This is a genomic window from Vibrio furnissii CIP 102972 (assembly GCF_000176175.1).
Taxonomy (GTDB): domain Bacteria; phylum Pseudomonadota; class Gammaproteobacteria; order Enterobacterales; family Vibrionaceae; genus Vibrio; species Vibrio furnissii.
Genome location: NZ_ACZP01000013.1, coordinates 1020260 through 1032449, shown reverse-complemented (window position 1 = coordinate 1032449; position 12190 = coordinate 1020260). Strand labels below are relative to the sequence as shown.

Here is a 12190-nt window from a genome sequence, read left to right as displayed (position 1 = left end):
AAAGAACACATGGAGCCGAATACGGACACTGTTTTTAACTTTAGTGCTGGTCCCGCAGCGTTGCCAAAAGCAGTGATGCAACAAGCACAGGCTGAATTTGTAAACTGGAACGATCTGGGCGTTTCAGTGATGGAAATCAGTCACCGTAGCAAACCTTTCATTCAAGTTGCGAAAGAAGCGGAGCAAGACTTACGCGATCTTCTCAATATTCCAGATAACTACAAAGTTCTGTTCTGCCAAGGTGGTGCGCGCGCACAATTCGCGGCCGTGCCATTGAACTTACTGGGCGACAAAACTCAGGCGACGTACATCGACGCAGGTTACTGGGCAGCAAGCGCTGTGAAAGAAGCGAAAAAATACTGCACTACGGATGTATTTGACGCGAAAATCAACAAAGACGGCAAAACGGCCGTACTGCCAGCGAGCGAATGGAAAATTGATGCGGGCTCCGCTTACGTTCACTTCTGTCCAAACGAAACCATCGACGGGATTGAAATCAACGACCTGCCAGTGACTGACAAGCCAATCGTTGCTGATATGTCTTCTACGATTCTTTCGCGCGAAATCGACGTATCGAAATACGGCGTGATTTACGCGGGCGCTCAGAAAAACATTGGTCCTGCGGGCATCTGTATTGCTATCGTACGTGACGATCTGTTGGGCTTAGCCAACGATGTCATTCCTAGCATTCTGAACTACAAAATCTTGGCTGAACAAGATTCGATGTTTAACACCCCACCAACGTTCGCGTGGTACTTGTCTGGTCTCGTGTTCAAATGGCTGAAAGCGCAAGGTGGTGTTAAAGCGATTGAAGCCGTGAACCGCGAGAAAGCTGCGCTGCTGTACGGTTACATCGATTCTTCTGACTTCTACCGCAACGAAATTCACGCGGATAACCGTTCGCTGATGAATGTTCCGTTCCAATTGGCAAAACCAGAACTGGATGGCACTTTCCTCGAATTGGCAGAAGCCCGTGGTTTGACTTCGCTAAAAGGTCACCGCGTCGTAGGGGGAATGCGTGCTTCAATCTACAACGCAATGCCGCTGGAAGGCGTTCAAGCGTTGGTTGATTTCATGAAAGAGTTCGAAGCGCAATACGCGTAATTCTCAAGCACAACTCACCCATCACAATGCAAAAGCTCAGTGGCGACACTGGGCTTTTTTGTTTTTCTGTTGTTCTCAAAAATCAATAGCATGGCCAGATTTTGAATTGGTGGCGGTGATTGCGTTGCCTTTATAGTGAAAATGCACTGTGAGCGCACTGGGTGCGAATCACTAACATTTCATCGTAAGACGAACACGGTCATAGCAATCGCAATTCAAGGAAGAGTGGTGAAAATAAGAGTATTCAGGGAGGCGGTATGTGATGCTGCTCAGTCCCGTACTCCTCATGCACCTGTATCGCAGCGTAAACGCTGGTGGAGGAATGAGGAATGACGCAGAAACATAACTACGATCTGATTGTATTGGGATCTGGTGCGGCAGGTTTGTCGGCGGCGGTGACGGCCGCGTATCACGGTCTCCATGTGCTGGTGGTAGAAAAAGCCGATGTGATTGGTGGCACAACCGCATGGTCAGGGGGCTGGATCTGGGCACCACGCAACCATTTAGCCGCAGAGCATGGTATTCGCTATTCCTACGCGCAAGTTGAAACCTATTTACGCAACGTGATTCAAGGTCAGTTCAACCAAGAGCGAGTGAGTGCCTTTTTGCATGGGGCGCCACAAATGGTGGCATTTTTTCATCATAAAACGGCGTTGAAATTTGAGCCAGGGTTACATATCCCTGATACCTATAGCTCGGAGGAGGGCGCGGGAACAGGGGGGCGATCCGTGATCGCATTACCTTACGATGGTCGTCGGCTCGGACGCTGGATTCGTCGCCTGCGTCAGCCACTGGCTGAGACCACGTTTCACGGTTTGACCATTCAAGCTGGTACCGATCTGAAGCATTTTATGAATGTGACCCGCCAATTGACTAGCTTCATCTATGTCAGTCGACGCGTGAGCAAACATTTACTGGATCTCCTGTGTTACCGACGAGGCATGCAACTGCGTAATGGACTCTCTCTGGCTGCCCGTTTACTACGTTCTGCGCTGGATCTTGGGGTGACGTTTCGCACAGATTGTCGTGACATGACGTTGACTCAACACAATGGCCGAGTCACTGGGGTTGAGTTTGTGACCGCACAGGGGACGCGGATGGTTTGTACTTCGCGCAAAGGTGTGGTGCTGGCAACCGGCGGCTTTGCTCATGATCCACAACGCATCGCACAGTTGTTTCCAAACGCCATTGAACATCAATCGTTAGCTGTGCCTTCCGCCTCAGGAGATGGGTTGAACTTGGGTGAACAAGCAGGGGGAGTGGTAGAAGCCAATTATCCGTCTGCGGGGGCATGGTGCCCCGTATCTCAGGTGCCAAAGACTGAGTCGTTAGGTGTGTTCCCCCACATTATTGATCGCGGTAAACCTGGGCTGATCGGTGTCTTGCAAGATGGTCGCCGATTTTGTAACGAAGGGATGGGGTATTACGACTACGTTAAGCAGATGATGGATAACACGCCAGAAGGGCAGGCGGTACAGTCTTGGTTGATTTGTGACCATCACTTTCAGCGTCGATATGGCTTGGGTATTGCGCGTCCAGCGCCGTTGCCTGTCGGAAAATACGTGAAAAATGGTTATTTGATTCAAGCTGACAGTATTGCTGAATTGGCACACAAAGCAGGTATTGATGCGATAGGATTGGAACGCACCATTGCCGAATGGAATCAACACGCCAAGCAGGGGGTTGACCCTCATTTTCATCGCGGAGAAACGCCGTATACACGATTGCAAGGGGATGCGAATCATCATCCTAATCCCTGTATTGCGCCCATTGAGCTAGGGCCATTCTATGCGGTGCGAGTGATCGCAGGCAGTTTCGGAACTTTTGCCGGGTTAAAAAGTAATGGCGACGGCTGTGTGATTGATGCTCACGGGCACATCATCCCTGGGCTTTATGCTGCGGGTAGTGACTTGGCAAGTGTCATGGGTGGGCAGTATCCGGCGGGTGGAATCAACCTTGGTCCGGCATTGACTTTTGGTTATTTGGCCGCGCGTCACGCGGCGGGTATCAAGGCATGGGAAGTGGATTTAAGGGAGAAAATCTGATGTTTTCATTGGCACACCTCACGGTGATTCATCTTACACCGGATCAAATGATTGAAATGGCTGCCGATATTGGCTACGACGCTGTGGGGCTGCGGCTCATAAAAGTGACCGATAACTCGCCTGGCTATCCATTGATGGAGGACAAGCGAATGATGAGAGCGACGCAAGCGGCGTTGGCCAATACGGGCATTGGCGTTCATGACATTGAGTTTGTTCGCATGACGCCCAACTTTGACATCAAGGATTTGGAACCTTTTCTCGAAGCTGGTGCGCAATTGGGTGCAAAGCAGATCATCACGGCACCTTACGATCCAAATCTCTCGAGATTGGCGGACTCACTAGCGCATTTGGGGGAGAAAGCATCGAGCTATGATTTAAATGTTGTGCTTGAGTTTTTCCCGTGGACCAACGTGCCTGATTTAGCCACAGCGTACGCCGTGACAAAAGACGCTGGCGATTCGGTCGGGATTTTGGTGGACACGCTGCATTTTGATCGTTCTAACAGTTCGTTGCAACAACTTGCCACGATTCCGGTGCACAAGCTGCCGTTTATGCATTTGTGTGACGCGTTAAGGCTCGAACATTACGAACACGAGGCATTACTGCATACCGCGCGCGAAGATCGATTGCCACCGGGACAAGGACAGATTCCGTTACAAGCGATTCTTGATGCGATGCCAAAAGGCGTTCCGATGGGGTTGGAAGTGCCGATGCAGATGGAGAATCCCTATTCGCTAGCGGAAATGCGGGCGTGTGCTTTGCAGTGCCTGAACGGCGCTCAAGCATTGGTGAATCCAACCGCGGCGCACGTGTGACATGATGGATCGCCGCTGATTGAGTTCGTGTGATGACATTTGCCTAGCCGGGCCATCTGCGTTGCATGTAGTTAAACAAACGAAAGCCACCGCATGGGTGGCTTTCGTTTAATGGTTTGCTTCGCGTTGTGCTTGTCCGAGCGTTTTGTGGACTCGGCATGGATGACCGAACGCTAGGCTATTGGGCGGGACATCTTTGGTGACAACGCTGCCGGCACCAATGACTGCGCCGTTGCCGATAGTGACGCCAGGCATGATGGTACAGTTGCCGCCAATCCACACATGATTGCCAATCGTAACAGGTTCTGCCCAACCGATGTGTTCATCTCGGGTCGTAAAATCGAGCGGATGATGCGCGGTGTAGACCTGCACATTGGGGCCGATAAACACGTGGTTGCCAATGGTGACTGGCGCGCAGTCGAGTAGGGTGAAGTTGAAGTTGATGAACACGTGGCTTCCCAAAGTGGTGTTGATGCCGTAGTCGATGTTGATCTGTTTTTCGATGTGGACATCTTCACCAACCGCCGCAAACATTTGGGTCAAAATCGCACGTTGTTGGTCGCGGTCTCGTCGAGGCAACTGATTGTATTCAGCCGCCAAATCTCGCGTTGTATCTCGAATTTCGATCAGTTCTGGGTCGTTAATCCAGTAGCGCTCGCCAGCGCGCATATCGGTAAGGGCACTCATGTTGTTCATCCAATGGTTTGCTTGATGGTTGGAAATATGTTGAACCGAAAAGCAGAGGGCGCGTAAAACGCGGCCTCTGCCCGGTCGGTTAGATGGCGTCGCCAAATTGTGGGAAGCCATCTTTCCACGTCAGCACTTTGATGCGGGTGTGACGGTTTGGATCCCACAGTGGATCGCCTTCAATTTCGGTATAATCACGCGCGTGGTAAACCAACAAGTCGTGACCGTTTTCATCTTGTGTAAAGCTGTTGTGACCCGGGCCGTACACCTTTTTCTCCCAGTTGGTCGCAAAGACGGGATGATCAGATTTATGCCAGCTTGCTGGGTTGAGCAAGTCGCTGTTCTCATCGGCCCAGAGTAAGCCCATGCAGTAGTTTTCATCGGTCGCACTGGCGGAATATGTCATCCAGAACTTGCCATGACGATGCAATATCGACGGCCCTTCATTGACCCAGAACCCGCGTTGTTCCCAATCGAATTCGGGAATGGTTAATCGTTGCGGTTGGGTTCTCAGCTGTGTTGGCGTTTCCAACTCGGCAATGTAAAGGTTGGAGTTGCCTCGAATGCCGTTCTCTTTTTGCGCCCAAACGTAGTAGTTTCGCCCTTGATGGCTAAACGACGTGGCATCCAGACAGAATGTGTCCATGCCGGTGTCGATTTGCCCTTCAAACACCCAGTTGTCGGTGATGGGGTTGGCGTTGTGGTTGGAGATGGCATACATGCGGTGCTGAAACAATCCGTCAACGATCGCTCGAGACGGTGCTGCGGCAAAGTACACATACCAAGCCCCATCAATGAAATGTAATTCCGGCGCCCAAATGAGGTCGCTGTATGGGCCTGTGTCTGGTTTGTACCAAGCGTTAATGAGTTCACTGGTCGTACGCAGCTCAGCAATGGATTTGGCACGGCGAATTTCAATGCGGTCATACTCGGGGACAGACGCCGTGAAGTAATAGTAGCCATCACTGTGCTTGGTGATATGTGGATCAGCACGCTGTTCAATAATTGGATTGATGAGTTCTTGCATCTTACTTAACCTTAATTTGCCTGGCCTTTAACAGGTATATGAGTCTTCACTTCGCTGAGGTTTTCTTCTTGTTCAAGAATGTTGGTCGCGGTGATGGAGTGGTAGTAACGGTCCGTCACTTTGTACTTGAACATGAAAGCGCCCATCAGGAAGTGGAACAAGCCCGGGATCACCGTCAACATCAGCGCGATACCGGTCAGTGTGAAATCAGATTGATCTTGGTTGGGTACGTATTCGAAGGTGGTGAGTAGCCAGCCCACAATCGCCCCCGCGATCCCCATCCCAAATTTTTGGCAGAAAGAGATGCCACCAAAGGCGAGGCCAGAAACACGTTGGCCAGTTTTGTAGGTGCCGTAATCGACGGCTTCGGCAATGGCTGACCAAAACACAGGGGCATGCAAGTCCACCACAAATGACACCAAGAAATAGAGGATGAAGGCCAACGCAAAGTCGCCACGACCGACAGTCAGATAAAGTAGTGCGCTCAGAAATAGCACCGCAATTTGGCTGTAGCGGAACAGTTTAACTTTACAGTAGAACTTGGTGATCCACGTGGATGCAACCATTGCCAGAATCGCAGCCACCACACCGGTCGCCAAGAAGGCTGAGATGGTGCCAGCGTCACCGCCAAGATAGTATTTGGCGTAATAAGCGGCCACTGAACCACGAATCACGTAGCCGACTGTACCGGTGACACACACCGCACACAGGATCAACCATTGGTCATTTTTGACTAACAGTTTCACTTGCTGAGCAAAATTGGTTTGCTCGACTTTGTGTTCGATGCGCTCTTTGGTGGTCGCAAAGCAGAACAGGAATAACAGCGTGCCCATGAGGCCCATCAGTCCCATGGAGTATTGGTAACCTAACTGAATGTTGTCTTGGCCCCAATACGCAGACAGTTGCGGCACAATGATGGTGACCAGAAACGCGGCGATCTTGGCGAAGAACAAGCGGTAGCCATTGGCAGACAAGCGTTCTTTCGGGTCATCGGTCAACACGCTGATGAGCGAGATGTACGGAATAGTCACCGCGGTAAACATGATGGTGACCAGAATGTAAGTCGCGTAGGCGTAGATCAGTTTGCTGTTGTAGTCGGCGTCTGGCGTGCTGAACGCCAAGTAAACTGACAAGCCAAATGGCACAGCCAAAAACAGCATGTAAGGGCGGTAGCGTCCCCAACGCGTTTTGATTTTATCAGTCAGCATACCCATCAATGGATCGGTCACCGCATCGATTAGACGCACGACAATGAACAACATCGCGAGATCTTGCGGTTTGATGCCAAAGATATCGGTGTAAAAGAAGGTAATAATTAACATCATAGAGGAAATTACGACGTTAACGGCCATATCACCGGCCCCGAACCCCACTTTCTCTAATACAGGCAGCTTATATTTATACATTGTATTCTCTTCCGTCGATGAACAACTGTGAATTACCTTAAAGTGATTCATCTTCGGTCGCTGTTAGAGTTCTCATGAAAAGAATTATCCAGCAGATTTGTACATGTCTTTAGCGAAACTGGTTATGTTTGGTTGTTATTCCAGCGCTTCATGGGTTTGAGGCTGTCGCTAAGCTGGTAGCGATATTATCCATGGTCTATAGAGAGATTTTGTGTTTTTCTGGGCGGGAGTATCAATCGTACGTACAATGTCACATATTTAAATTTTAATGAAAATCTGACGAATTCAATTTGAAATATAGGTTCAATTTATGGTTTTTAATTTAGGGTGCTGAATTAAGAAATGATAGTGATAAAAAAACCGCCAGTGTTGGCGGTTTTTTTCATCTCATGATGCGCGTTGGCTATGACGACCTTGCGCTTTCCCTTTGCCTCCGGGACGAGTGCGATTTTGTCCTTGTCCTGAGGTGTTGGGGCGGCCATTGCCATTCGGTTTCCCGTTTTGGCCTGGCTTGTTTGGGTTGCTTGCGGGTTTTCCATGCGCTCCCGGCTTGGCTTGTCCGCCAGATTGACCATTGGATTTGCCTTGGCCAGAGCGTTGGCCATTGGATTTACCACTACGTAGCGCATCAAAGCCCGGCTGTGACATCGTATGCTTGGTTGCAAAACGGTTCGAACCATGGCGACCCGATTTACGGCGTTGGGCCGGCGTCAGTTTTTCACCATCTTCTGATGGCACCAAACAGCCCGGTTTGTCGCCGATCAGGTGCTTTTTACCCATGTTGATCAGCGCTTCGCGGATCAACGGCCAGTTGGCTGGATCGTGGTAACGCAGCAGTGCTTTGTGCAGGCGGCGCTGACGGTCGCCTTTAGGCACCGCGACGTCTTCACGTTTTTTGTACTTCACGCGTTTCAGCGGGTTCACTTCGGAGTGATACATCGCGGTCGCGTTACACATCGGTGATGGGTAGAAGTTCTGAACTTGGTCACACTCGTAGTTGTTCTTCTTGAGCCACAGCGCCAGATTGAGCATGTCTTCATCTTCTGTGCCCGGGTGCGCGGAGATGAAGTACGGGATCAGGTACTGTTTCTTACCCGCTTCGGCGCTGTATTTCTCAAACAGCTCTTTGAAGCGATCGTAGGTTCCCATGCCCGGTTTCATCATCAGATCCAGCGGCGATTTCTCGGTATGTTCCGGTGCAATCTTCAGGTAACCACCCACGTGGTGCGTGACCAGTTCTTTGATGTATTCCGGAGACTCAATGGCCAGATCGTAACGCACGCCTGAGGCAATCATGATCTTCTTAATACCGTCGACTTTACGTGCATCACGATACAGGTCGATGGTGTGCTTGTGATCGGTATTGAGCTTATGACAGATGCCCGGGAACACGCACGACGGACGGCGACAGTTCGCTTCCGCTTTCGGATCTGAACAGCCAAGGCGGTACATGTTGGCCGTTGGGCCACCCAAATCTGAAATGGTGCCGGTAAAGCCCGGAACCTTGTCACGAATCTCTTTCAGTTCGTTGATGATCGACTCTTTCGAACGGTTTTGAATGATGCGGCCTTCGTGTTCGGTGATCGAACAGAAAGAGCAGCCACCAAAACAGCCACGCATGATGTTGACCGAGGTCTTGATCATGTCGTAAGCCGGAATTTTCGCTTTGCCATACATCGGGTGTGGTACACGGGCGTAAGGCAAATCGAACACGAAATCCATCTCTTCAGTGGAGAGTGGAATCGGTGCTTGGTTTACCCACAATTCACGGTTGCCGTGGCTTTGAATTAGCGCGCGGCCAGAATACGGGTTGGTTTCTAGGTGCAACACACGGCTGGCGTGTGCATACAGAATCCGGTCGTTTTGCAGCTTCTCGTAAGAGGGCAGACGTACCGCGGTCGTCTTGGCATCGTGGCGAGAAGGACGAATGGTGATCGGTTTGGCTTCTGCTTCGTCTTTTTTACCGGTTTCGCACTGAGTTTCCACTTCGTACGGGTTGGTAGGGACGAACGGTTTGCTCGGCTTATCAATACGTGACGAGTCGATGATGGTGAAGCTTTCTGGCGCCGCAGGCAGGTTAACAGCCGTGCCGCGCACGTTGGTCATCTCGCTGATGCTTTCCCCGTTGGCGAGGCGATGCGCCACTTCCACCAGTGCGCGCTCGGCGTTACCAAACAGCAGGATGTCGGCTTTGGCATCAAACAGCACGGAACGGCGAACTTTGTCTGACCAGTAATCGTAGTGCGCGACGCGACGCAGGCTGGCTTCAATGCCACCTAGCACAATCGGCACGTCTTTGTATGCTTCGCGGCAGCGTTGTGAATACACCAGCGTGGCACGATCCGGACGTTTACCGCCTTCGTTGTTGGGCGTGTACGCATCATCGTGGCGCAGCTTTTTATCAGACGTGTAACGGTTGATCATGGAGTCCATGTTGCCAGCGGTGACGCCAAAGAACAGATTCGGTTTCCCTAAAGTCGTAAACGCCTCTTTGCTGTTCCATTCCGGCTGCGCGATGATGCCGACGCGGAATCCTTGCGACTCCAGCAAACGGCCAATGATCGCCATACCGAAGCTCGGGTGATCGACATACGCATCGCCTGTGACGATGATGATGTCGCAGCTGTCCCAGCCCAGCGCCTGCATCTCTTGACGCGATGTTGGCAGGAATGGGGCAGTGCCAAAACACTCGGCCCAGTATTTCTTGTATTCGTTAATCTTTGGTGTATTCATAAGTTTAAAAAGGTGCTCACTTTACTGAAGGGGCTGAGTGGCGTTCGAACCATTATTATTTCGCCTAGGCTGACGCCCGGCTTCTGTTGTGCGGTCTTTCACTCAACACCCGATATGCTTGCGCGCTAGAGTCTTCCTGATCTTCATCACTCAGGTTCGCCTCACGCTTGTCGCTTCCCGCTGGCGTTATTTACGCGTATGACGAGCGTCCAACTTCCGTTTTCCGCTCCGTTTTGTTGGCTTCGATGATGCCTTCCATCACCGTTGACCGTCGTTGTGCGACCTTTCTGCCTGCTGTAATACTAGGTGAAAAAAGCAGCCAAACAAAATAGCGGTGGAGTGTATCACGTTCTCGGCGGTGTCGCTCAATTTCTGTGATGGATCACCAAAAACTTTACGGCGTGGTTGAGTGGGCGTCCGCGTTGAATATCGCGTTGGGGGGAGAAGGCTCTCACCGGTTGGTGCACATAAAAAAGCCATCGCAAAGGCGATGGCTTTTGAGCAAGCGTTTTGGCTTAAAACCGAGTGGCGAATTAGCCAATCAGGCCTTGTTTCGCCAGGTACTCATCGTAAGTGCCGTGGAAGTCGTTCACACCATCTTTGGTGATTTCGATGATGCGTGTCGCAATCGATGAGACGAACTGACGGTCGTGAGATACAAACAGCAGCGTGCCTTTGTAGTTTTCCAGCGCCAAGTTCAAGGCTTCGATCGATTCCATATCCATGTGGTTGGTTGGTTCGTCCATCAGCAAGATGTTTGGTTTTTGCATGATCAGCTTACCAAACAGCATACGACCTTGCTCACCACCCGAAATCACTTTGACCGATTTCTTGATGTCGTTTTGTGAGAACAGCATACGACCCAGAATACCGCGCACGGTTTGCTCGTCTTCGCCTTCGTTTTTCCACTGGCTCATCCAATCTAGCAGCGACATGTCTTCTGCGAAATCATGCGCGTGATCCTGAGCGTAGAAACCGATGTTGTTGTTTTCAGACCATTTGATCATGCCCGCCATCGGTTCCATCACACCTGCCAGCGTGTTGAGCGTGGTGGATTTACCGATACCGTTCTCACCGATGATCGCGATGCGTTCACCCACTTCAACCATCAGGTTGACGTTGTTGATTAGAATGTTTTCGCCGTAACCTTGTTTCAAACCTTCCACTTCCAGCGCGTTACGGAACAGCTCTTTCTTCTGATCGAAACGGATGAATGGTGACTGACGGCTTGACGGTTTCACTTCTTCGAGTTGGATTTTATCCAGCTGTTTCTGACGAGAAGTGGCCTGTTTGGCTTTCGATGCGTTTGCAGAGAAGCGGCTAACGAAGGTTTGCAGCTCAGCAATTTGAGCTTTCTTCTTCGCGTTGTCGGCTTGCAGACGGTCACGCGCTTGTTCAGCTGCGATCATGTATTCGTCGTAGTTACCGTGGAACAGACGCAGTTCACCGTAATCCAAATCCGCCATGTGGGTACATACGGTGTTCAGGAAGTGACGGTCGTGCGAGATGATGATCATGGTGCAGTTACGTGCCAGCAACGTTTGCTCCAGCCATGCGATGGTGTGCATGTCCAGGTTGTTGGTTGGTTCGTCGAGCAGCATGATTTCTGGTTCTGCGAACAGCACCTGTGCCAGCAATACACGCAGTTTCAGACCCGGTGCGATTTCGCTCATCAGGCCGAAATGTTGCGCTTCAGGAATGCCCAAGCCCAGCAACAGTTCACCCGCGCGCGCTTCGGCGGAGTAGCCGTCCATTTCTGCGAATTCAGTTTCCAAGTCGCCAACACGCATGCCGTCTTCGTCGGTCATTTCTGGCAGCGCGTAAATACGGTCACGTTCTTCTTTGACCTTCCACAACTCTTTGTGACCCATGATCACTGTGTCCACCACCGTGAACTCTTCAAACGCGAACTGATCCTGACCCAGTTTAGCCATGCGCTCGTTTGGATCGGTTGAAACCGAGCCTGCTGATGGCTCCAGTTCGCCGCTAAGAATTTTCATAAATGTGGATTTACCACAACCGTTGGCACCAATCAGGCCGTAACGGTTGCCATTACCAAATTTAATCGAGATGTTTTCAAACAATGGCTTATCGCCAAATTGCATGGTGATGTTTGCAGTCGTTAACACAAGGCATTCCAAGTTGTTGGTCTGCCCGTTCCGACGTGAAGTGATCCTGCGGCTGCGGGGCAGTCGGCATGGCTTCAAGGTCGAGTGGGCATCGTCAATAAGTAAAAAGTTGGCCGAGGCCAACTTTCAAAGCCGCGCATGATAACAGTTTTTGTGATTAACATCACCCACGATCGTTCAACTTAACGTGAATCGGCCTGCAAGCTCGATGGTGATTACGTTCACGCATTGGGGATGGGCGGTG

Annotated in this window: 8 protein-coding genes; 3 read left to right on the top strand and 5 right to left on the bottom strand. The window is 50.9% G+C overall.

Translation table 11 applies throughout. The annotated features are described in order from the left end of the window. Nucleotides 1-9 precede the first annotated feature (9 nt). The 3 genes from serC (at nucleotide 10) to VFA_RS08755 (ending at nucleotide 3964) form a co-directional block, all read left to right on the top strand. The gene (gene serC, locus VFA_RS08765; RefSeq protein WP_004726358.1) at nucleotides 10-1104 is read left to right on the top strand and encodes a 3-phosphoserine/phosphohydroxythreonine transaminase; all 1095 of its coding nucleotides are present in this window, start codon (nucleotides 10-12) and stop codon (nucleotides 1102-1104) included. Between the two features lie 329 nt (nucleotides 1105-1433). Further along, nucleotides 1434-3149: an FAD-dependent oxidoreductase gene (locus VFA_RS08760; protein ID WP_004726357.1), complete on the top strand. Its 1716-nt coding sequence runs from the start codon at nucleotides 1434-1436 to the stop codon at nucleotides 3147-3149. After that, nucleotides 3149-3964: a sugar phosphate isomerase/epimerase family protein gene (locus tag VFA_RS08755; RefSeq protein ID WP_004726356.1), complete on the top strand. Its 816-nt coding sequence runs from the start codon at nucleotides 3149-3151 to the stop codon at nucleotides 3962-3964. The genes VFA_RS08760 and VFA_RS08755 overlap by 1 nt, the downstream gene beginning before the upstream one ends. A 108-nt stretch (nucleotides 3965-4072) precedes the next feature. Here the strand turns inward: VFA_RS08755 and VFA_RS08750 are convergent, their stop codons facing one another. From VFA_RS08750 to VFA_RS08730, 5 genes are all read right to left on the bottom strand, one after another. After that, on the bottom strand, nucleotides 4073-4633 hold the full coding sequence (locus VFA_RS08750) for a sugar O-acetyltransferase (protein WP_004726355.1): 561 nt from the start codon (nucleotides 4631-4633) through the stop codon (nucleotides 4073-4075). 106 nt (nucleotides 4634-4739) lie between these two features. Continuing rightward, the gene (locus tag VFA_RS08745; RefSeq protein ID WP_004726354.1) at nucleotides 4740-5678 is read right to left on the bottom strand and encodes a glycoside hydrolase family 43 protein; all 939 of its coding nucleotides are present in this window, start codon (nucleotides 5676-5678) and stop codon (nucleotides 4740-4742) included. An 11-nt stretch (nucleotides 5679-5689) separates the two neighbouring features. Next, entirely contained in the window at nucleotides 5690-7084 is a 1395-nt protein-coding gene (locus VFA_RS08740; RefSeq protein WP_014205331.1) for an MFS transporter, read from the bottom strand. Between the two features lie 387 nt (nucleotides 7085-7471). Beyond that, a complete protein-coding gene (locus VFA_RS08735) occupies nucleotides 7472-9817 on the bottom strand; it encodes a YgiQ family radical SAM protein (protein WP_004726352.1) in 2346 nt (781 codons plus the stop codon). A 533-nt stretch (nucleotides 9818-10350) separates the two neighbouring features. Beyond that, the gene (locus VFA_RS08730) at nucleotides 10351-11946 is read right to left on the bottom strand and encodes an ABC-F family ATPase (protein ID WP_004726351.1); all 1596 of its coding nucleotides are present in this window, start codon (nucleotides 11944-11946) and stop codon (nucleotides 10351-10353) included. Between the last annotated feature and the right edge of the window lie 244 nt (nucleotides 11947-12190).

Bases quoted from the DNA above. Each gene is read 5' to 3' on its own strand.
- serC (WP_004726358.1), top strand. From the start codon at position 10: ATGGAGCCGAATACGGACACTGTTTTTAACTTTAGTGCTGGTCCCGCA.
- VFA_RS08760 (WP_004726357.1), top strand. From the start codon at position 1,434: ATGACGCAGAAACATAACTACGATCTGATTGTATTGGGATCTGGTGCG.
- VFA_RS08755 (WP_004726356.1), top strand. From the start codon at position 3,149: ATGTTTTCATTGGCACACCTCACGGTGATTCATCTTACACCGGATCAA.
- VFA_RS08750 (WP_004726355.1), bottom strand. From the start codon at position 4,633: ATGCGCGCTGGCGAGCGCTACTGGATTAACGACCCAGAACTGATCGAA.
- VFA_RS08745 (WP_004726354.1), bottom strand. From the start codon at position 5,678: ATGCAAGAACTCATCAATCCAATTATTGAACAGCGTGCTGATCCACAT.
- VFA_RS08740 (WP_014205331.1), bottom strand. From the start codon at position 7,084: ATGTATAAATATAAGCTGCCTGTATTAGAGAAAGTGGGGTTCGGGGCC.
- VFA_RS08735 (WP_004726352.1), bottom strand. From the start codon at position 9,817: ATGAATACACCAAAGATTAACGAATACAAGAAATACTGGGCCGAGTGT.